Annotated in this window: 20 protein-coding genes; 9 read left to right on the forward strand and 11 right to left on the reverse strand. The window is 37.7% G+C overall.

All coding sequences use genetic code 11. The features are described from left to right. Nucleotides 1-23 precede the first annotated feature (23 nt). Nucleotides 24-1,172: a PepSY-associated TM helix domain-containing protein gene (locus HDF25_RS19320; RefSeq protein WP_184627794.1), complete on the reverse strand. Its 1,149-nt coding sequence runs from the start codon at nucleotides 1,170-1,172 to the stop codon at nucleotides 24-26. A gap of 355 nt (nucleotides 1,173-1,527) precedes the next feature. On the opposite strand from HDF25_RS19320, the gene HDF25_RS19325 reads away from it, so the two are divergent. Continuing rightward, nucleotides 1,528-2,112 (forward strand): outer membrane beta-barrel protein, encoded by a 585-nt coding sequence (locus HDF25_RS19325; RefSeq protein ID WP_184627796.1) that lies wholly within the window; start codon nucleotides 1,528-1,530, stop codon nucleotides 2,110-2,112. A gap of 20 nt (nucleotides 2,113-2,132) precedes the next feature. Further along, nucleotides 2,133-2,693: a pentapeptide repeat-containing protein gene (locus tag HDF25_RS19330; protein WP_184627798.1), complete on the forward strand. Its 561-nt coding sequence runs from the start codon at nucleotides 2,133-2,135 to the stop codon at nucleotides 2,691-2,693. A gap of 39 nt (nucleotides 2,694-2,732) precedes the next feature. Here the strand turns inward: HDF25_RS19330 and HDF25_RS19335 are convergent, their stop codons facing one another. Continuing rightward, nucleotides 2,733-3,386, reverse strand: a complete 654-nt coding sequence (locus HDF25_RS19335) for an NAD(P)-dependent oxidoreductase (protein ID WP_184627800.1) — start codon at nucleotides 3,384-3,386, stop codon at nucleotides 2,733-2,735. A 30-nt stretch (nucleotides 3,387-3,416) separates the two neighbouring features. Continuing rightward, on the reverse strand, nucleotides 3,417-3,830 hold the full coding sequence (locus HDF25_RS19340; protein WP_184627802.1) for an RrF2 family transcriptional regulator: 414 nt from the start codon (nucleotides 3,828-3,830) through the stop codon (nucleotides 3,417-3,419). Nucleotides 3,831-3,994: 164 nt separating this feature from the next. On the opposite strand from HDF25_RS19340, the gene HDF25_RS19345 reads away from it, so the two are divergent. Together HDF25_RS19345 and HDF25_RS19350 are read left to right on the forward strand one after the other, a co-directional pair. After that, complete coding sequence (locus HDF25_RS19345) at nucleotides 3,995-5,017, forward strand: sugar kinase (protein WP_184627804.1); 1,023 nt, start codon at nucleotides 3,995-3,997, stop codon at nucleotides 5,015-5,017. Nucleotides 5,018-5,026: 9 nt separating this feature from the next. Further along, nucleotides 5,027-5,692, forward strand: coding sequence for a bifunctional 4-hydroxy-2-oxoglutarate aldolase/2-dehydro-3-deoxy-phosphogluconate aldolase (locus HDF25_RS19350; RefSeq protein WP_184627806.1), 666 nt, complete (start codon nucleotides 5,027-5,029; stop codon nucleotides 5,690-5,692). 29 nt (nucleotides 5,693-5,721) lie between these two features. Here HDF25_RS19350 and HDF25_RS19355 read toward each other — a convergent pair whose 3' ends face one another. Then, a complete protein-coding gene (locus HDF25_RS19355; RefSeq protein WP_184627808.1) occupies nucleotides 5,722-6,642 on the reverse strand; it encodes a hypothetical protein in 921 nt (306 codons plus the stop codon). Between the two features lie 120 nt (nucleotides 6,643-6,762). Between HDF25_RS19355 and HDF25_RS19360 the strand changes: the two genes are divergently transcribed. Beyond that, the gene (locus HDF25_RS19360) at nucleotides 6,763-9,219 is read left to right on the forward strand and encodes an AsmA-like C-terminal region-containing protein (protein ID WP_260409413.1); all 2,457 of its coding nucleotides are present in this window, start codon (nucleotides 6,763-6,765) and stop codon (nucleotides 9,217-9,219) included. On the opposite strand, the gene HDF25_RS19365 is transcribed toward HDF25_RS19360, so the two are convergent. Genes HDF25_RS19365 through HDF25_RS19375 form a run of 3 tightly spaced genes read right to left on the reverse strand, consistent with a single transcriptional unit; the run spans nucleotide 9,216 to nucleotide 11,761 of the window. Beyond that, nucleotides 9,216-9,449, reverse strand: coding sequence for a hypothetical protein (locus HDF25_RS19365; protein ID WP_184627810.1), 234 nt, complete (start codon nucleotides 9,447-9,449; stop codon nucleotides 9,216-9,218). The two genes, HDF25_RS19360 and HDF25_RS19365, sit on opposite strands and share 4 nt — an antisense overlap. A 12-nt stretch (nucleotides 9,450-9,461) precedes the next feature. Further along, complete coding sequence (gene thiD / locus HDF25_RS19370; RefSeq protein ID WP_184627812.1) at nucleotides 9,462-10,298, reverse strand: bifunctional hydroxymethylpyrimidine kinase/phosphomethylpyrimidine kinase; 837 nt, start codon at nucleotides 10,296-10,298, stop codon at nucleotides 9,462-9,464. A gap of 50 nt (nucleotides 10,299-10,348) precedes the next feature. After that, entirely contained in the window at nucleotides 10,349-11,761 is a 1,413-nt protein-coding gene (locus tag HDF25_RS19375) for a DNA/RNA non-specific endonuclease (protein ID WP_184627814.1), read from the reverse strand. A gap of 429 nt (nucleotides 11,762-12,190) precedes the next feature. On the opposite strand from HDF25_RS19375, the gene HDF25_RS19380 reads away from it, so the two are divergent. From HDF25_RS19380 to HDF25_RS19390, 3 genes are read left to right on the forward strand one after another with little or no spacing between them, the layout of a single operon-like run. Continuing rightward, nucleotides 12,191-12,484 carry a circadian clock KaiB family protein gene (locus HDF25_RS19380; protein ID WP_317618220.1) on the forward strand — a complete coding sequence of 98 codons (294 nt, stop codon included), beginning with the start codon at nucleotides 12,191-12,193 and terminating at the stop codon, nucleotides 12,482-12,484. Next, entirely contained in the window at nucleotides 12,481-14,142 is a 1,662-nt protein-coding gene (locus HDF25_RS19385) for an ATP-binding protein (RefSeq protein WP_184627818.1), read from the forward strand. The genes HDF25_RS19380 and HDF25_RS19385 overlap by 4 nt, the downstream gene beginning before the upstream one ends. Continuing rightward, nucleotides 14,139-14,612, forward strand: a complete 474-nt coding sequence (locus HDF25_RS19390) for a hypothetical protein (RefSeq protein WP_184627820.1) — start codon at nucleotides 14,139-14,141, stop codon at nucleotides 14,610-14,612. Before HDF25_RS19385 ends, HDF25_RS19390 begins: the two co-directional genes overlap by 4 nt. 2 nt (nucleotides 14,613-14,614) lie before the next feature. Here the strand turns inward: HDF25_RS19390 and HDF25_RS19395 are convergent, their stop codons facing one another. From HDF25_RS19395 to HDF25_RS19405, 3 genes are read right to left on the reverse strand one after another with little or no spacing between them, the layout of a single operon-like run. Next, on the reverse strand, nucleotides 14,615-15,832 hold the full coding sequence (locus HDF25_RS19395; RefSeq protein WP_184627822.1) for a BamA/TamA family outer membrane protein: 1,218 nt from the start codon (nucleotides 15,830-15,832) through the stop codon (nucleotides 14,615-14,617). A gap of 57 nt (nucleotides 15,833-15,889) precedes the next feature. Further along, nucleotides 15,890-16,633 (reverse strand): metallophosphoesterase family protein, encoded by a 744-nt coding sequence (locus HDF25_RS19400; RefSeq protein WP_184627824.1) that lies wholly within the window; start codon nucleotides 16,631-16,633, stop codon nucleotides 15,890-15,892. Then, the gene (locus HDF25_RS19405) at nucleotides 16,630-17,802 is read right to left on the reverse strand and encodes an MFS transporter (protein ID WP_184627826.1); all 1,173 of its coding nucleotides are present in this window, start codon (nucleotides 17,800-17,802) and stop codon (nucleotides 16,630-16,632) included. Before HDF25_RS19405 ends, HDF25_RS19400 begins: the two co-directional genes overlap by 4 nt. A gap of 86 nt (nucleotides 17,803-17,888) precedes the next feature. Here HDF25_RS19405 and HDF25_RS19410 point away from each other — a divergent pair, with 86 nt between their 5' ends. Continuing rightward, nucleotides 17,889-18,734, forward strand: a complete 846-nt coding sequence (locus HDF25_RS19410) for a helix-turn-helix domain-containing protein (RefSeq protein WP_184627828.1) — start codon at nucleotides 17,889-17,891, stop codon at nucleotides 18,732-18,734. A gap of 2 nt (nucleotides 18,735-18,736) precedes the next feature. Here HDF25_RS19410 and HDF25_RS19415 read toward each other — a convergent pair whose 3' ends face one another. Then, nucleotides 18,737-19,936, reverse strand: coding sequence for an FAD-dependent oxidoreductase (locus HDF25_RS19415; RefSeq protein ID WP_184627830.1), 1,200 nt, complete (start codon nucleotides 19,934-19,936; stop codon nucleotides 18,737-18,739). Between the last annotated feature and the right edge of the window lie 100 nt (nucleotides 19,937-20,036).

Consider the following 20,036-nt stretch of genomic DNA (forward strand, 5'->3'; position numbering starts at 1 on the left):
AAAACAAAAAATCAAATGCAAATCTATTTCTTAGTTTTTTTCTTTTTTCTGTTTAACCAGATCATAAATCCTGTTACAGGAAGGCTAGCGGCAACTAAACTCGCCAAAAAAGCAATAACCTTTCCAGGTAATCCAAGGATGGCGCCCACGTGAATATCATAATTCATCGCTATCAGTTTTTCACCGGCGTTCTGTTCTTCGTAATTCCGTCTGTTCAGCAGTTTCCCAGAAAACTGATCAAACTGCAGTACATCTGAATGATAGAAGGTTTCTTTACCTTTAATACCACTGATAAAGATTGCACCATCGGCTCCCGAGGCAGGAGAGACAGTTATCCGGTCGGAAGTCTTAAATAATAGTTTTGCTGTATTAAAAGCCTTATCAATTGGATTAGTTACCAAACCTGTAGCATGCGATTTTTCGTATTTTATCTGGGGAGGGGTGATTGACCTGGAAGCGACTACATAAACTGTACTCTGAAACCAGGGGAGTGCAAAGACCATTCCTGTTAATGCCAGAATCAAAGTAATCAGCATGGCGTAAAATCCGGGGACGTTGTGTAAATCATAATTTACCCTTTTAAAACTTGCATCCCATTTTATTTTAAAGCTTTTGTTAATATTTGTTTTATTCCATTTTTTTGGCCACCACATGATCATACCAGTAATCAGCATAATCACAAATATCAATGTACTATAACCAACTATGGTCTGCCCATATTTATCATTCAGTAATAAACTCCAGTGAATGAACTTGACTACATTGAAAAAGTTGTACTTATAATCAAAATGTCCTGTAATAGCTCCTGTATAGGGATTGATGAAAACAGATTCATAATAATCAATTGTTCCAAAATAAGTCAGTGCTTTTGGATTACCTTGTTTATAAGTCATGAACTCCCACGCTTTTCCAGTGTCCCGGTATGTTGTAGAGAAATTAACCGTATGATTTTTTCCTAATGCATTTTCTGCTTTCTTTAAAAGGACACTATAAGGTAATGTGGTTGTTTGCGCTGGTGGTTTAATAAAGAATTTGTCTTTATGTATGATATCGGATATCTCCTTCTGGAAAACGAACAGACATCCGGTAATACTTACAATTAATACCACCAGGCCTGTTATTAATCCCAGCCATAGGTGTATCTGGCCGGTTATTTTTCTAAATCTGGTCATTAAATTTTAGTATGCAGAGCGTATTGAGTGTAAGAAACAATGATCATTAAAATGTTGTAGTAATTTAGACTGATTAAAAATTATGTAAAACAAGCATTTTTTTGTGTTACCATCAAACTTTTTTAATATTTCTTTTTTCAACAGCAGGCCTGGGGTGTTGAAAATGCTTGAGCGGGCTACTTTTATTTCTTACGATAGGATAAGATTTTTAGATAGCTGAAGCTCTAAATTTGCTCAAAGATCAAATGATTAATGATGATATAAATATGTGGAAACTGATTTGCCTGTTGAGAGATAATATAATCGGATATTATATATCGCTGCATTTCAAAATGTATTAGATTTGCAATTCAATATGAAACAGATAAAAACTTTAACTATAGCGCTTCTTTTGGTAGGCGGTTTCTCAATAGGTGCACAAGCCCAGGATGAAACGAAAACAACTGAGAAAGAACCCATGTTTAATTTCTCCCCGGCTTTTGAGTTCCTGCGTTCAACACACGCAAATTACTTTAATGGCCCATCGCTGAAAGTGACCAGGAATTTTGGCGGTCATTTTAAACCGGGGATCGGAATAGGCTATGCGACTACCAGTCTGCATGGTGATAATGGATTTAAGCTTTACCGGATGAAAATCCTGCCGGTTTACGCTAACCTGACTTATGAGTTCACTACAAGATCAAAATTTGAACCTTTTGCTGAAACCTCAGTAGGTATTTCTTTTATGAAATATGATAGGGCAACTGATTTAAATCCCAATGATATAACACCTATTAAGGAAAATGGACTGTATGTATATGGTGGATTAGGTTTGAGATATGCTGTGAGCAAACATATTGCGCCTTATATCGGAGCTGGTTTTAAAGGATATCGGATGAGTACAAATGACCTTGATATTAATCCGCATGGAATAACATTCCAGGTAGGGGTACGGTTTTGAGTAATGCCGATGAGACCATAATGCATCTGAATAAGCGGTTCGAAAATGTAAATTATGAAGATAAGCACATTATCGGTCGCTATTTTGATAAATGTACCTTTTATAAATCGACTATAAAGGGATGTTTATTCGAAGACTGTACTTTCAATAATTGCAATTTCGAAGAATGTGATGTCTCGCTGATTAAATTTAAAGATACTTTCTTCAGCGATTTGTCTCTGTTAAATTGTAAAGCTATTGGCATACTATGGTATGATGCATTGAACCCCTTTTCTATCAATGCGAAAAATACAATTCTGAGTTATTCCAGTTTTTTTGGGAAGAACTTAAAAAAAGCTAAGCTGATTGGTTGTACGGCGAGGGAAGTAGATTTTACAGGATGTAATCTAAGCAACGCAGACTTTAGCGGGACTGATTTTCTGGGTTCGACTTTTTCCAATACAGATCTCCGGCAGGCAAATTTTAAAGGAGCAGAGAATTATCAGATAGATCCTTCGGGCAACAAAGTCAAAGGAGCAATCTTTCAGTTACCAGCTGCTATCTCTTTTCTGGATAGTCTGGGTATAAAAATTGTTGATTAAACAAAGAGATCCATCTTTAAAGATGGATCTCTTTGTTATTTAATAACCTGCTGTAAAACGTTGTTTTGGATGTTTTGGGTTTTCCAACTCATCAATGATAACAACAGCCAGATCTTCTACAGATAATATACTTCTGCCTTCAGCATTGAAAACCGGAGTATCAAGACTTGTTCTATAGTTACCTGTACGAACACCTGATGTATGAGGTCCCATTTCAAAAGCAGGACTGAAGAATGTCCAGTTTAATTCTTTTTCCTCTTTTAGAATATTCAGATAATCCCTTGCTGCGGTCGCACCGGCCTTATAAGCAGCTGGGAAATCCGGTGTGTCAACAGCTTGTATACCTGGGGCAACTTCTAAACTTCCGGCTCCGCCAATAACAATATATCTTTTAGCGTCCGAATGTTTAGTCCCATGCTGGATAGATTCAGAACCTTTTATAAATTCTGCATACATATCCGGATTTGCCCATCCTGAATTATAGGCACTAATCACAGCGTCACTACCATTTACTGCTTTTGTTACCTGAGCAGCATCTAATACATCTGCTTTTTCAACATGCAAATGATCATTTTTTACAGTTATTTTCTCAGGGTTTCTGACAATTGCTGTTACTTCATGACCTCTGTTTAATGCCTCTTTCAAAATTGCTGTGCCTACAAAGCCCGAGGCGCCTACTAATGCTATTTTCATATGATTTTATTTTATAGGTGTTTAAATTTATTATGCTGATTGGAACTTTTTACCGAAATCTTTTAATGTTTTATGCTCTAATTTACTTGTTAATGATAACTCTGCCTCTGTATAAAGATCATTCAGATGTTCGTTAATTTGTTTGCCAACCGGACAATCTGGATTTGGGGTGTTGGTTCGTCCAAGCAGAGGGGCCTGACGAACTGCCTGGTAGATTTCCGATAACAGGATGTTGTCTGCTGGTCTGGCCAGCGAGCACCCGCCACCATTACCTTCTTTACTGGAAATAAATCCCAGTTTACGGAGGTTACTGATTTCTTTCCTGACGAGTGCCGGATTTAAGTTAATACTCCCTGCAATGTATTCCGATGATAACCTTTCTCCTTCGCTTAAATCAAGCAATGTAAGAATATGAAGTGCTGTAGCAAATTTCGCGTTGTTCATCTGTAATAATTATTGTTACAGTACAAATGTATGGAAAACAATAGTTTAGTGAAATTGATTATGTCTTCTTTGTGTAAAAATGAAATTCACCTGTTATAAATTAGGAGAAGCTATTGAAAATGGTGAACTTCCGGATCGTAAATGCTCAAGCCTTTTATAAACGTATGAACAAAGTTTTAAGTTTTGGTGAGTTATTGCTCAGGATTTGTCCGGATTCTCCCGGAGACTGGCTTAAAGATAACTCGCTGCCAGTTTATGTGGGAGGAGCAGAGGCTAATGTTGCCGCTGCACTCGCTCTTTGGAATATCCCCTCAGCGTATATTACTGCTGTTCCGGATAACTATATGAGTCATCAGTTAGTTGATTATCTGAATAAGCTCAAAATAGATACCAGTGCTATACAATACTTCGGGGAAAGGATCGGTTTGTATTTTCTCGATAAAGGAAAGGACCTCAAAAACGCTGGCGTAATCTACGACCGTAATTATTCGTCATTTTCAGCTTTAAAACCTGGTATGATCAACTGGGATAAAGTATTGGAAGGGGTAAGCTGGTTCCATTTCAGTGCAATCTGCCCGGCAATCAATGAGTCTGTTTCCTCAGTTTGCGAAGAAGCATTGCTGGCTGCTTCGGCAAGGAATATTAAAATTTCCATTGACCTGAATTACCGGGCCAAGCTCTGGAAATATGGCAAAGAGCCTGATCAGATATTACCTTCCTTAGTACAATATTGTGATTTGGTTATGGGCAATATCTGGGCTGCTGAAAAAATGCTGGATATTAAACTCCCTGAATTTTCAGTTGAAGAGCAGTCTAAAGATTATTATCTGGAACTGTCCGCACAGAGTTCTAAAGTGATACAGGAGAAATTTCCTCAATGTAAGTCTGTAGCGAATACTTTCCGGTTTGACTATGGTCAGGGGATAAGGTATTATACTACGTTATATGCCAATGATGAATTATTTGTTTCCAAAGAATATCTGTCAGAACAAATTGTAGGAAAAGTAGGTAGTGGGGATTGTTTTATGGCCGGGCTGCTATATGGGTTTTATAAAGAGCTGGAGCCACAAGAGATTATAAATTTTGCTGCATCAGCAGCTTTTGCCAAGTTATTTACAGAAAGCGATTTCAATACTATAAAAATTGAAGATATAAGTCCATTAGTTAAATCATATGAAAATCAATAACAGAAACAGATGAAATCTAAAACCAGTTCTTTAAAAGCTATTACTGATCAGGGCTTATTGCCTTTGTTTTTTTATGAAGATGCTGAAATAAGTCTTAATGTTGTGAAAACATTATATCGTGCTGGTGTGCGGGTGATAGAATATACCAACAGGGGAGCAGAGGCATTAGAGAATTTTAAAATGCTGATAAAAGTAGTCAATCTTGAAATGCCTGAATTGCATCTTGGGATAGGAACTATTAAAAATGCAGTTGAAGCTAAGGATTTTATAAATGCTGGAGCACATTTTATAGTGTGCCCGGTAATCGATACGCAGGTAGGTGAGCTGGTGCATGAAGCCGGGCTTTTATGGATTCCTGGTTGTTTTACCCCAACTGAAATTAACATCGCTCACCAGCATCAGGCAGGATTGATCAAGCTGTTCCCTGCTAACTTATTAGGACCTGCATATGTTGCTGCGATTAAAGATCTTTTTCCAGGCCAGTTATTTATTCCGACTGGTGGAGTTGAAATTGAAATAGCAAATATCAGAGAATGGTTAAAATCTGGCGTGTGTGGTGTTGGGATGGGCAGCAAACTGATTAGTAAAGAAATTCTGCTCAATAGAGACTATGACTCCCTGTTTGAGCTGACCAGAAAAACACTGGCGATTATTGAAGAATCGAGAGTAGGTTAGGGTCTGTTTAAAACAGACCCCGAATTATATTATCTGGCCAGTCTTTTTTCAAGAATAACTGTATTACCTATTTTTCGTTTTCTCGAATTATTAAGGATAACATTGTATTTCCCTAAGAAGCCTGTGCCAATTGTATTTTGAGGAAATGCTGAACTCAATTGTATTTTTTGCTCCTGGAACGCAACTCCATTTAAAATAAGAGCAGGAACTTTTACCTCATAAATGGTGTCAATTAGTTTTCGGGCATGAATATCAGAAATAATGGTTCTGACAGGTTTAAGATGATAGGTCGTAATTAGCCGTTTACCCAAAACTGAATTTGAATTAACCTGGAAGTCAACACCTGATCCAAAGTCAATAGCAAAATTCGTTTTAATGCCATCAATTTCAACCGCTACTTTTGGATAGGAATCATTTTTATAGTTGATGGTAGTTATAGTTTCTGCTGGCTGAAACGGAGTCTTGGAAATTGATATTTCATTTTTATCATTATTGATTTTCCAGTTATACCTGTAAATTATAGATGTTCCTGTCGAACCAGTAATTATAGAGTCTGGAAAAGCATAATTTACGATTGCTTCTTCGCTTCTGAATTTGACATTTCCTATGGTTATTTTTGGGGAATAGAACAGTAACCGGTCATGCTGTTTACCATTAGGGGAGGTTAAGGTTAACAGGCTATAACTGGGAGAAAGAGCCCTGGTACTTTGAAAATAAGGGGTTAATCTTAAAGGTTTTGAATAAGTTCCGAATAGTAGTGACATACTATCCCGGTCAATTTTTACCGGAATAAATATTCTGTTGTACTTGTCCTTCTGGAAAGTTATCTTAGTAACTGCCTTGGACTGTGCTTTGAGATCAGACGCGTAGAAACTACTTACAGTAATGATACAGCTTGCTGTAAAAATGAACTTCAAAGTCCCTTTAAATACTGATTTTATGTTATTCATTATCGTATGAATTTATCCATATAAAAATAATCAATTTAATAGAACAAAACTATCTTTAACATCTGTTTAACATTTATCTGATAATTTAAAACAGAATTTTAAACAATTCCGACATTTTAAATGTTTAATACGAAATTACTTTCTATGCCCCTTTGGTTAAAACGCTCGTTCCAGGTTCTGGTTGCTCTTATTTCGTTAATCGCTTTGCTCTTTATCGGCCTTGCGTTATATGTAAATGCACACAAAAAAGAGCTGCTGGTTTCTATTACAAAGGAGTTGAATAAAGACTTGAATGGCAGTCTGACAGTAGGCAGTATGGAACCTACTTTACTGAAAAGTTTCCCCGGGGTATCTGTATCTCTGAAAAATGTAGAGATCAAAGATAGTTTATGGAATGTTCATCATCATTCCTTGCTCACATCAGGTAATTTTGGAGTTGAAGTAAATACCGCGGCCTTGCTGAAGGGGACTGTTGAAGTCAGAAAGGTTTCTATCAATGATGCCTCTATATATCTATATACTGATAGTAATGGTTATAGCAATACTTCTGTTTTTAAAAAGAAGAAGGAGCCCAAAGTTAAAGACAAAACTAGCGCTCCGGCCGAAATCAGACATTTTGAACTGCATAATGTCCGGTTTATACTGGACAACAGAAAAGGAAATAAGCTGTTTTTATTTGCGATACAGGATTTCAGAGGCCGGGTCGATTATCCTTCTGCCGGCTGGAAAGCAGATGTTCATTTAAAAACGTTAGTCCGTAGCCTGGCTTTCAATACGCAGAGAGGAAGCTTTATTAAAGATAAAGTAGTTGAAGGAAAAATGCATATCATCTATCATCAAAAAGATCAGGTGATTGAAGTTCAGCCAAATGTATTGAATATTGGCGCTGATCCGTTTATCATAGGGGCTAAATTCAATGTCTCAAAAGATCCTGTAGATTTTTCTATAAGTGTAGAGGCCCGTCATATTTTATGGAAGAATGCCTCTGCCTTACTTGCCCCAAATATTACTTTAACACTGAATAAATTTGACCTGGATAAGCCGATCTTTGCTAAAGCGCTTATATCAGGTAATATGGGGGCTGGGGGTGATCCGTTGCTTGTTGTAAATGCTGTTGTAAGAGACAATAAACTGACGGGGCCAGGCGGTATTGTAGATAACTGTAATTTTAAAGGAATATACACGAATAATTTTGTGAATGGTAAAGGCTTTAATGATGCCAACTCAGTCGTTAAATTGTTTCGTTTTTCCGGCAGCTATAAAGAAATGCCATTTAAAGTCGATACCGTGTTTATCAATAACTTTGAGAAACCTGTAGCTATGGGTACTTTCACTGCTAAGTTTAATGTCGCCAAACTGAATAATATTTTAGGTGAGGATGTATTGAATTTTACAAAAGGTATTGCAGATTTAAAATTACATTATAGTGCAGATATTGTCGGTCTTACCTTAAAGAAGCCTATTTTAGCTGGTACCATTAGTGTGAAAAATGCCGATGTGAGTTATGTGCCCCGCGGAGTTAATTTTAAAAATACATCTATTACACTTGATTTTAAGGGAGAAGATTTATTGATCAGAGACATCAGGCTGCAAAGTGGTAAAAGTGTAGTGTTTATGGACGGAAGTATTAAAAATTTCCTTAATCTTTATTATAATGCACCTGAGAAAATCTTACTGAGCTGGAGGATGCATAGCCCTCAGATTTATTTAGGTGAATTTTTGGGTTTCCTGGGTTCGAGAAAAAATAGTACTCCCACCAGGCCGAAGAATAAAAGTAATAATTTTGCCACCCAATTGAATACCATGCTGGATAAAGGTAGAGCGGAGATAAATCTGAGGGTAGACAAGGTATCCTATAGCCGGTTTGTCGGTACTGATGCGAAGGCAGATATTTTTCTTGACGAGGATGGCCTGAGGCTTAAAAATGTAAGCATGAAACATGGTGGCGGGGCTATTAGCTTGAATGGTAGTATGAAACAAAAGGGTGACCTGGGTAATTTTGCACTGAATACCGTGATTTCAAACGTGAACGTCAGAGATTTCTTTTATTCATTTAACAATTTTGGTTTAGAAAGCCCTACTTATAAAAATCTGAGAGGAAATTTCTTTACGAAGGCAAATGTGGCTGGAAGTGTGAACAGTCAGGGAAAAATAATCCCGGGATCAATGAAAGGAGTTATCAATTTTGATCTCAAAAAGGGGGCGTTGGTAGGTTTTGATGCGGTAAAAAGTATTGGTAAGTTTGCTTTTCCTTTCAGGAACCTGGATAATATCACATTTGATAACCTTAACGGTAAATTTGATATTAACGGAAGGCTGGTGAAAATCAGACCAATGATGATTAATTCTAGTGTACTGAATATGAATCTGGAGGGGATTTATGCAACAACAGGAAAAGGGACTAATATTTTTCTTGATGTGCCTTTACGGAACCCTAAAAAGGATGAGGATATTACAGATAAACAGGAGATAAAAGAGCGCAGAATGAAAGGTATTGTCATCCATGTCCTGGCCACAGACGGAGACAATGGCAAGATTAAATTTAAACTCGTTGGGAAAAAGGAAAAGGATCGTTAGGGTTGTAAACTTTCAAATTTATCTCCGATAAGAAAGATAAAATCTTCGTCTACAGATACTTCATCATTCGTTACCCACATATCGTCTTCAGATAGAAATATTTCGAATTTCTCGTGTTCCGGAATTTCAACTATAAATGTTGAATCATCACCATCTTCAATTTCTGTAACTGTAACCGGAATAGTTTCTCCTTCAAACTCTACTGAGAATTCTGTTTTTAAATCTGCCATGGCCCAAATATATTAATTTTTTAGATCCGTATCGTGTTTGATTGATGGAATAGGGGCATGGAAATGGTTTAATGGACCTTTTCCTTTCCCGGTCACTACATCAACTCCTTGTTTTATAGCCTGATGAACATATAGTTCTGCCTTCTGTATCGCAGCAGGTAACTCAAATCCTATTGCCAGAAATGAGGCTATAGCTGATGATAATGTACAGCCAGTTCCATGTGTGTTCAGAGAGTTTATAGCCGTGTTTTCATAAGAAAACTCCAAACCATTTTTATCCAGATAAATATCAGACAGCTGATCACCTTTGAGATGACCTCCCTTAACCAGGACTGCCTGGCAATTCAGGTCCAGAATTTTGCGTGCGGCAATTTTCATTTCTGAAACGGTTGAGATTTCCATTCCGGACAGGATAGCTGCTTCATCCAGATTTGGTGTTACTAAGGTTGTTAGCGGAATCAGGAACTGCTTCATCGGTTCAATAGTATCTTCACCGATTAGCCGGTGGCCACTGGTGGAGATCATCACAGGATCCAGAATTATCGGGATGGCCTGGTAATGTTTTAAAACTCCGTACACAGCCAGCAGTACTTCGGGATTAGAAATCATCCCTATTTTAATAGCATTGGGCCTGATATCACTAAGCACTGCTTCGATCTGAGCTATAACAATGGATGTGGGCAGGTGATGCAGATCTTTTACGCCTGTAGTGTTCTGAGCTGTAATCGTAGTAATGGCGGAAGTTCCATAGCAGCCAAGCGCCGAAATTGTCTTTAGGTCAGCTTGTATGCCAGCACCTCCGCCACTATCCGATCCGGCAATGGTGAGTACAGAAGGGTAATATATCATTCCGGTAAAATTATTAATATATACAGGAATATCAATAGCTAATCATTGCCTTAGTTACTTGTATCTACGGTTGTCTCTATGACGTCCTGGATGTTTTTTGGTAAGATAGAAAGTAAATCATATCCGGTTGCTTTTTCGATGTCCCTTACTGATACACGATATTTTTTCCAGTCTGTGTTGATACTGTTAATATTGGGTGTATTGACAGCAATAACCCGTGTTGTTGTGCTGACTCTGCTCAGGTCATTGTCACCAGCTGGAATAATCACTGCTATCTTCCATATATTGGAAGGTACAGTAACTTTGCCTCCGGCAATTGTAGTGATGCTGGCGCTGCTATTACTACCTACACCACCACTACCATAACTACCCATAATAATATAAACTTCGTTGCCCTCGAGTACTTTTGCACGCAGGTAGTTTTCCAGATCAGCCCAGGTTTTCTGGTTATTGTTAGGTGCCTGAGGAATCATATTTGACATCAGGAAAGTAGCACTATTTGCATTGGTAGAGCTGGTGCGATCGGCAGAAGGAATATTATGGCCGCGGTCAAATCCAGAACCACTATAACTATTACTTTGTACCATGAATGCATTAGCAGGTAGGCCGGTAAAACCAGCAAAGTTGTTTAACCTGGCAGTAGCACCGTTAAAATTGCTTGCATCAAGGTGCCAGCTTACCCAATTAGGTGTTCCTCTTTTGCTGCTGTAAGATTCTACATAGTAATGCTGATCGATCAGGAAATTATCAGCATCAACCATTGTTGCATTGGAAGGATTACCAAACAGTAAATTGCTGTTGTCTCCTGATACTGGTTGTATATCTGTTCCGGCTACAACGTTGCGCGGAGGTGCTGCAGTTGTATTGTTAGCTGTATCTACCGGATTAGTATCGGGTACCCCTGTTATGATACCGGAATCACCTGTTCCTTTAAAAGTGATATCGTCAATATTTACCCTGGCTGTGCCTGTTTTTTTGATTTGGAAACGAACAGCTGTATTAATCGCTACTTTAAAGGAATCCAGTTTTAACACTGTATTATCTTCAATAATATCAGTACCTATCTGTGTATAGGTTTTTCCTTCATCTGATGAAATCATCAACTGCCAGGTAGAGGAAAGGTCTGTGCCGTATTTACCATGTTTTATATACAGCATGGTCATACCTTTAACATCAAAGTTCATGGTAACACTTCCTGTTCTTAGTCTGATACTTTTTGTCCCGTTTTTTAAATCCGGAGCCGTTGAGCCAATCAGGGCATCGTCGAGTGTCCAGCTTCCGGTTGGTGCTGTGAAATTACCGACAGCATAAGCAGTTTTTGCCGAATTTTCAAAACCTTCGGTTATACTATAAACTGCTGGTGCGACAGGAGGTGTAACGATAGTATCTTCTGTTGTTTTCTTTGAACAGCCTGCTAAAACGAGTATAAGGCTGCTAGAGATAAATAAGTTTCTAAAAGTCATAAGGGTGTTTGCAAATAATTATTGTGGACGACAAATATGCATGATTACTATTAATTCAATGTTAATTAATAGTATGTTCTTATTTATTAATACTATTAGTTTAATGATCAGCTGTCCGGATATCATTCCAGATCCAGTGTTGTACATCAATTGATAAACTGGAACTATTCTATATAGAATCGGTTTTTAATTTTATAATTGGCTGCAAGGTGTTGGTTACCAGTTTAATGTGTGTATTTTTAAATAGAATAGGGTACTGGTTAATCCATGAAATACCGTTGAAATGTTTTTTGGTCGTTTTTTTGTTATCTCATGATTTTACCTAATAAACTAATACAAATTTTGATTTAATACTGATGAATAAACGATATACAATGCTTAGCAAAACAGGTACTGTGATTAATTTTGATCAGGCAAACTTCATATAAGGTGGATAAGCTAATCGAATATCAACTGTCATTGTATATAACTGGTGCCTCTCAGAATTCAGTAAAAGCAATCAATAACCTCAAATTTATTTGTGAAAAGTATTTGCATGGAAATTATGTACTGGAAATTATAGATGTTTATCAACTTCCTGAGGTCGCTTATAAGGAGCAAATTATCGCGTTGCCCACATTAATCAAAAAGAGGCCGGCACCCGAAAGAAGGTTAGTCGGGGATTTGTCTGATACTTTGAAAGTATTAAGTGTACTTGGAATCACTCTTAAAGATATAGAATGAGTAATCAAAAGACTAATGAACAGCTGACTGCTGAATTAAAAGGATTGCAGGTTCAGTTAGAAGAAGCCAATGATACCATTGAAGCTATCAGAAAGGGTATGATCGATGCATTTGTAGTTCCCGGGCAGGAGAGCCATCAATTATATACACTTAAAACAGCCGATAAGACTTATAGAGTTTTAATAGAGAAAATGGGTGAGGGAGCAGTTACGTTAAATAAAGATGGTTTAATCCTTTATTGTAACCCACGTTTTGCCGCAATGGTGGATTTGTCTTTAAATAGAGTAATCGGTAAACAGTTTGATCTGTTTATCCATCACTATACAACTGCTAAGCTCAAAGAGATCATCAACTCTGGTAGTCTCTCAGATTACAAAACAGAGGAGATCCTGATTAGTTCCAATCTTTCCAGTATGCCTGTACTGATGTCTATGACTAATCTGGATCTGGAAGAGGGAACTACATTCAGTATTTTACTGACAGATTTAACCATACAAAAGGAAACTCAGGTAGTTTTAAGATCAAAAAACGAAGAACTTGAAGAAGCGAGGAATCAGGCACTAAGACTAAATAATGATCTGGAAGATACAGTAGTCGAAAGGACTAAAGACCTTTCGGTAAGCAGGGAACATTTTATGTTGCTGGCCAATAATATTCCTCAGATTACCTGGACGAATTTACCTTGTGGACGGTTTAATTTCTTTAATCAGCGCTGGTATGATTATACAGGCTTGTCTTTTGATGCGACATTTGAAGAATCATGGAATAATATTATTCATCCTGATGACCTTAATGCAACACTCGAAAAATTTAATATCTGTATTCAAACAGGAGAGGTTTTCGAAATTGAAAATCGTTATAAACGGAATGATGGTATTTATCGCTGGCATCTTAACAGAAGTATGCCATTCCGAAATGAAAATGGAGAACTCCTGTTTTGGGTAGGTACGGCAACTGATATTGATGATCAGCGTAAGTCAATCGAAAAGAAAGATGAATTTATAGGTATAGCCAGCCATGAACTGAAAACACCTCTTACAAGTCTGAAAGCCTATTTACAGTTAATCTCTAACTATAGGAAAGAACCAGTACCGGCTCAGGTAAAGACCTTTATTGTGAAAGCAGAAGGCTCTATCAGTAAGTTGCAGACCCTGGTCAATGATCTGCTGGATATGAGTAAAATACAGGCGGGAAAGTTATATTTCAGTCAATATCCGGTAAGTGTTAATGAACTGGTTGCTATGTGTACGGAAAATGCTGGTTATATGTTCCCGGATTATAATATCATTTATAAACCAGGTGATGATGTAAAGGTTAATGGGAATATTGAACGCCTGGAACAGGTATTGATGAATCTGATCAATAACGCTGTCAAGTATTCACCTTTGCATAAAGACATTATGTTATCAGTTACAAAGGAGGGCAAGCAGGTCAGGATTGCAGTGACTGATTATGGTATAGGGCTATCAAGCGGACATAAGGATAAGATCTTTGAGCGTTTTTATCGTGTAGATGATAAAAATTTTATGGCAAGTGGTCTGGGAATGGGGCTGTATATAGCTATGGAAATTATTAAAAATCATAAGGGGACAATAGGGGTACAAAGTAAAATCAATAAAGGATCTACTTTTTACATTTTATTACCTTTGCTTACATGAAATATGCTTTAACTCTTTTGTTGTGTTTTTTTGGATTACTGGGTAAGGGACAACACCTGAAACTTAGTCAGCTCAAATCATTTGTAGGTCAGCCTGTTGCTTCGGTTTCAGATAGTCTTAAGAGTACGCGCTGGGTAGTAAGACCTGAGCTTTCAGCGGTTAAAGGAGATCAGTTATACCGTACCTTTTCTTATGGAAATCATGGGTCTGAAAGAACGAAAGCATTATCATGGCTCCGGATCCAGGCAGATTATGGAGTAGTTAACCAACTTTATTATCAATTGAATAGTCAGGCATCATACGAGCTGATCCTTAAGGATATTAAAGCTTCCGGCACAGAAAAGAAAGACATACAAAGTATTGAGAATAAACAAATCAGTACCTACTATTTATCCACTGATTATATTTTTCAGACTATAGTAGGGGCTGATAGTTACACGATTATGGTTATGTCAAGCAGGGAGCACTGAATTTAAAATGCCTCTCCGAGATTAATCGAAAATCCTGAATAACCTTTACTGATACCATAGTCAACGGCTATGTTTGTATTGGAACCCTTATTAAACTTAATACGCAGACCGGTTCCGACTGCCGGATGAATAGTCTTAAATGCATTGTTTTCAGGCTCGGTTACAGAAGTAGCATTTGCAAAAACGACGAAACCAAATAAACCGTTATCAGTTAAATCTCTTCTGTACTCACTTTCTACATAAAAAAGACCTTTACCTCTGTACCTGTTCTGATCCATCCCCCTGCCTGATCTGTTATATGGATCCCAGCCTATACTCGGCAGGTTAAGATAAGGGATGTTGTTACTCAGCCCTGTCCATAAATAGGTCCAGAAAGCCAGTGTATTCTGCTGACGTGGTTTTGTACTGAAAGAGATATATTTTCTGGCATCTACATACAGAGACTTCCAGCTAGTGTTGCTGCCCAGGAAAGTAGGGTTGGTCCTTAAAACTATGTTCAGATAACCGCCTGGCAGGGGATTGATAGAACTGTTACGTGTATCATAGAGCAGGTTAAAGGATATTCCTGATGAAAAAGAATTGCTACCCTGCTCAGTTCCCGTATTATAGCCTGTGAATTTTTGAAGTCCCGGATCCGGCGCTTTGATGTTAACGAAGTAATCCAGATTATAACCAAAACCGGCGTAAAAATATGGTTTGATACGTTTCAGTGCACTTTGATAAAATCTGATGTATTTATAGCTAACCAATACTTTGTCGTCTTCTTTTCCGGAACCTAAACCCCAGGTATACTGAGGGTATACGAGAAACCGTGTATCTCCCTGTATAGTCCATGAATTATCTTTTAGCCAGATATCAGAACGTAAAGGAAGTCCGAACCTGCCTTGAAAATTCCAGTAAGGGGTAAAGGTTGCATTGGAAATATTCGTTGTTTTACGGTCACCTAAATAAAATCCCGCACTTGTTGAAGTAATCAGTGCGCGACCACCACCGGGAACATTGGCACCAATAGGAAGTAACGAAAAGAAAACTTTTCTGGAGTCTTCATGATCATTTTTATGAGACTTGATTTTAAATAAAGTCTTGGCCACATCTATTAGATCGCGTTTATCAGAGGTGTCTTTAGGGTGGTTATTGGCAGAAATAATATCACTGGCATTTTGTGCACTGACATGATAAGTAATAAATAAAAATGAAAACAGGAGGAGGATTCTTTGCATTAGGTCTAAAGATAGGTTTTTTCGTAAACTACGTTGCAAATAACGTTCCAACATGAACTATAAACGGATTCTTTCCAGGAAATCAGCATAAAAATCAGGTATTCCGCTTTTGGATATTCCTTTGATTACTTCTTCTACAGGGTAGTTTAATTTGATGATTTCAGCTTGCACATCATTATTACTAATGTCCAGCATCAGATAAGTAGCTAGTGGTTTTTCTTCTTTAGACCGCCCTACGGAACCGCAATTGAGAACCATTCTATTAGGTTCAGAAGGAATTGTCCTGATATAGGATTCATGTGTGTGGCCCATGATTAATATATCCGCCTGTTGTTCGTCCATCATTTGATTGACATCATCCAGATCGTGGTTTTGATAGATATATTCTTCATTGCTCCTGGTACTGCCATGTACCAGTTGAATATTAATGGTTTTGCCATTATGGTTATAAGTTAACCTGAGCTGTCCGGGAAGATGGGCCAGATACGTTCTGCAATCTTCATTAATCGAGTTTCTTGTGTAATTTATTGCAGTGATTCTGGCTTCTGTTTCTTCCATACTATGTTTTATAAGCGGAATGATGGGATAGTCGAAGGCAATTCTTTCATCGTGGTTTCCCATCAGACATGGAATTCTTAAGTTCTGAATGGTTTCGATAACCTCATTGGTCCAGGGGGCAAAGTCTACCAGATCTCCCAGACAATATACCTGATCGGCCTTTCTTTTTTCTATATCCTCCAGCACTGTTTGAAGTGCAGGCAGATTTCCATGTACATCACTGAATATAGCTATCAGACTCATGATTTATAACGTTTAGAAATGATAACAATTAATAAGGCAATTCCACTCCATAATAACATCTGCCAGGTAGAGAGGCTCCAGCCTCCAAATTTCCAACTAAGCAGCCCAAAATAAGTACCTACCGCAGCACCTATAAAATAGGTAGTCATATAAATGGTATTCAGTCGGCTATGCGCATGTTCGTGAAGACTATAAATACGGGTAAAATTAGTAATCTGTGTGGCCTGTACGCCAATGTCCAGGAAGAAGATGCTGATGATTAAAACAGGGACAGAAAAAGGAAATAGTTTAATCAGGATAATACTTCCAATGATCATCGAAACAGTTAGTATTAAGGAATTATAGACATTTCCTTTATCAGCAAGTTTACCGAAATATGGAGCCACGAGTGCCCCTCCAATGGCAATAAGACCAAATAAACCAATGGTACCCGTATGATAATTTAATGGTTGAGCACTTAAATGAAAGGTTAGTGTTGTCCAGAATGAGCAAAATACACCAAAAGTGAAAGCACCTAATAAAGCGGCCTGTCTTAAAACCCTGTATTCCTTAACCAGAGATAAGGTAGACTTTAAAAGACTCAGGTAGCTGCCTTTGAATTTTGGGGTCACTTCTGGCAGGTAAGCTTTTAACAATATGCTTATAGTCAGAACCATAATTGCTGATATACCATAGACATATCTCCAGCCAAACCATTGTGTAAGGAGGCCGCTCAGAACTCTTGCTCCTAAGATCCCAACTAATATACCACTGAATACCTGACCTACATTTTTACCCCGGTTATGTTTGCCTAAAGTGGCTGCCATAGGTAAAATAATCTGGGCAGGTACAGAGAAAAGGCCCACTAAAAAACTTAAAATATAAATTACAATAAGTGATGATGAAAGAGCAAACAGTGTTAAAACAACTGTAAGTAAGCCACAAAGTAACAAAATAAGATTCTTGCGATTTAGCTTGTCTCCCAAAGGCAGTAAGAAAAACATGCCCAGGCCATATCCAAGTTGTGAAAGCATGGAAATTTTGCCTGCCTGATTTTCATCGGCATGTAAGGACAGACCAATTTCCTTTAGGATCGGTTGGTTATAATAAATATTGGCTACAATAATACCTGCCGAAACAGCCATTAAAGGTATAATTGCTGGGTGTAAGTCTTGTTTATCTGAAGTCATGTATCGATTAATTCTGACGCAAACCTACGACAGGGATGACTTTACGGGTTGTACTTTTAATCGGTATATTTGTAAAAAACAACGGATTGGAACGATTTATTCAGCACGAACCACTTTTTATCAGGCATTTCAAGACAACAGTATGGCCGTTTCCGGTACATAATCACAACCATTTTGAGTTGATGTTTATCCATTCTGGTAATGGTCATCATGAGCTGAATGGTAAACTCAGCCCTTACACAGGGCCTTGTCTATTTCTACTGGCACCTGCTGACTATCATATTTTTATGATCCAGGAAGCAACTGAGTTTAGTGTGCTGAAGTTTACAAATTGTTATCTCGATGATGTTTCTGCGGGAACTGTTAAAAATGAATGGAACAAGTTGATTGATCACCTGTTGGTTATAAACAATGCTTCTGAAACTTGTCTGGTTGAATCAGCAAACGAACTGGATAAAATTGACCAGATCATGCGTATGATCGTAAGAGAATGGGAGGGAAGTCATACATCCAATGAAGTTATATTTTATCTGATCAGAAGTGTTTTTGCATTGATTAAAAGAAATGCCTTCCATCAGCGGGTACCTGATAATCTGCTTAATGGTAATCTGTTTATCAGTATGATGAATCATATTCATGTGCATATTAAGGATCCGTCAGAATTGCGTTTAACTGTACTGTCTGAGCGTTTTAACTTATCTCCTAATCATCTCAGCAGTTTATTTAAACAGCAGATGGGTCTCTCTGTCAAAAAATATATTGATGACTATAAATTTAAACTTATTGAAAACCGTTTGAAATTTGGTAACTCCATGATCAAAGAGATCAGTATTGAGTTTGGCTTTGCAGATTTAAGCCATTTCAATAAGTTTCTGAAAAACTATGGAGGTATTAATCCAACAGCTATCAGGAAAAAATCTGCCGGTGTATAAAGCTACTCCTTGTTATATAAGGTAGCTCCACCCGAATTTGAGGAAAGAATGGAAGCTGAACTATGTTTCCGCATTTTTTCTTCATAGTTAGCAACCGTCCCGAGTATATTAGTCCCTTTGCCAGCTGCTTCAGATAAACAGCTTGTCAACAGAAAGGCATCATGGAGAGCTGTGTTTGCACCCAATCCTCCCGCTGGACTCATTGCATGGATAGCGTCTCCCAGTACTGTTATTTTATTGCTGATCCATTTTTCTTTTGGAATTGAAGTTCTTACAGGGGTGATACTGAGTGTCGCAGGTTCAACAAGTCCGAACAGTACTTTAAGAGAAGAGGCCCAGGATTTTGTAACTTCTCCTACACAATTCAGAATATCTTCTTTAGACATCATTAAATTTTGATCTTTCTTCAATCCAAAACGTTCGCGGTTGCCAATAAAAGACCAGTAAATATAATCCTCTGTGTGGCTTATATTAAACAGGTGGTTTTGCTTTATAGCTTGCAGAGCTGATCCTTTAAATTGCATAGCATCTATAATTACAGCCATTTCCTCTTCAAAAATGACTGAAGTACCGAGCTGTAAAATTTTTGCTATTTGTTCTTTAGCTATGGCACTATAATAAGTCTTTCCATAAACATTAATATTGCCTGTATCTTCTAACTTTTGTCCTGGGAATTTTAACATAGACAACCTGGAATTAATGCCATCTGCAGCTACGACTAAATCTGCCTGGTAAGAAGTGCCATCTTTAAAATGAACCTGAACTTTTCCGTCAGGAAGTTCTTCATAACATACAAATTCCTTATTGAAATGAACATTTTCATCTAATCCGGATAATAACACTTCTCTCATGGTTAGCCGGTTTGCTCTCAGATCAGGTAATTTCTCCTGTTCACCGTCACTCCACGAATCAACCCAATGATCCTCCAGTATATCGAGTTGTGAGTTTAAGGTATTTACCCCGGTTGAATGAACAGCACAGGTATCAGTAAAAATTTGATAAAGCTCTTCCGAAAGACAATAAGTAAGCGCATCCTGGCCAGTCTCATTAATTCTGATCCGGTAACCTTGTATCCTGCTGTTTACTGCTGGATCTTTCTCGAAGATTTGGAAAGAGATATTGTTTTTTTTAAGTCCCTGTGCTAAACTAAGTCCACCTAAGCCCGCCCCGATTATGGCAATATTGATATTTTTATTTTCCATTATATTAAATATTTGATGATACAAAGCTGCATGATTATCGAAAATCAATTGTTACCTGAATCGGGGGAAGTATTAGACGATTAGCGGTAATACCCAGACA

Source organism: Pedobacter cryoconitis (assembly GCF_014207135.1).
Taxonomy (GTDB): Bacteria; Bacteroidota; Bacteroidia; order Sphingobacteriales; family Sphingobacteriaceae; genus Pedobacter; species Pedobacter cryoconitis_D.

Coding starts and splice junctions, on each gene's coding strand:
- HDF25_RS19320 (WP_184627794.1), bottom strand. CDS start 1,172: ATGACCAGATTTAGAAAAATAACCGGCCAGATACACCTATGGCTGGGA.
- HDF25_RS19325 (WP_184627796.1), top strand. CDS start 1,528: ATGAAACAGATAAAAACTTTAACTATAGCGCTTCTTTTGGTAGGCGGT.
- HDF25_RS19330 (WP_184627798.1), top strand. CDS start 2,133: ATGCATCTGAATAAGCGGTTCGAAAATGTAAATTATGAAGATAAGCAC.
- HDF25_RS19335 (WP_184627800.1), bottom strand. CDS start 3,386: ATGAAAATAGCATTAGTAGGCGCCTCGGGCTTTGTAGGCACAGCAATT.
- HDF25_RS19340 (WP_184627802.1), bottom strand. CDS start 3,830: ATGAACAACGCGAAATTTGCTACAGCACTTCATATTCTTACATTGCTT.
- HDF25_RS19345 (WP_184627804.1), top strand. CDS start 3,995: ATGAACAAAGTTTTAAGTTTTGGTGAGTTATTGCTCAGGATTTGTCCG.
- HDF25_RS19350 (WP_184627806.1), top strand. CDS start 5,027: ATGAAATCTAAAACCAGTTCTTTAAAAGCTATTACTGATCAGGGCTTA.
- HDF25_RS19355 (WP_184627808.1), bottom strand. CDS start 6,642: ATGAATAACATAAAATCAGTATTTAAAGGGACTTTGAAGTTCATTTTT.
- HDF25_RS19360 (WP_260409413.1), top strand. CDS start 6,763: ATGTTTAATACGAAATTACTTTCTATGCCCCTTTGGTTAAAACGCTCG.
- HDF25_RS19365 (WP_184627810.1), bottom strand. CDS start 9,449: ATGGCAGATTTAAAAACAGAATTCTCAGTAGAGTTTGAAGGAGAAACT.
- thiD (WP_184627812.1), bottom strand. CDS start 10,298: ATGATATATTACCCTTCTGTACTCACCATTGCCGGATCGGATAGTGGC.
- HDF25_RS19375 (WP_184627814.1), bottom strand. CDS start 11,761: ATGACTTTTAGAAACTTATTTATCTCTAGCAGCCTTATACTCGTTTTA.
- HDF25_RS19385 (WP_184627818.1), top strand. CDS start 12,481: ATGAGTAATCAAAAGACTAATGAACAGCTGACTGCTGAATTAAAAGGA.
- HDF25_RS19390 (WP_184627820.1), top strand. CDS start 14,139: ATGAAATATGCTTTAACTCTTTTGTTGTGTTTTTTTGGATTACTGGGT.
- HDF25_RS19395 (WP_184627822.1), bottom strand. CDS start 15,832: ATGCAAAGAATCCTCCTCCTGTTTTCATTTTTATTTATTACTTATCAT.
- HDF25_RS19400 (WP_184627824.1), bottom strand. CDS start 16,633: ATGAGTCTGATAGCTATATTCAGTGATGTACATGGAAATCTGCCTGCA.
- HDF25_RS19405 (WP_184627826.1), bottom strand. CDS start 17,802: ATGACTTCAGATAAACAAGACTTACACCCAGCAATTATACCTTTAATG.
- HDF25_RS19415 (WP_184627830.1), bottom strand. CDS start 19,936: ATGGAAAATAAAAATATCAATATTGCCATAATCGGGGCGGGCTTAGGT.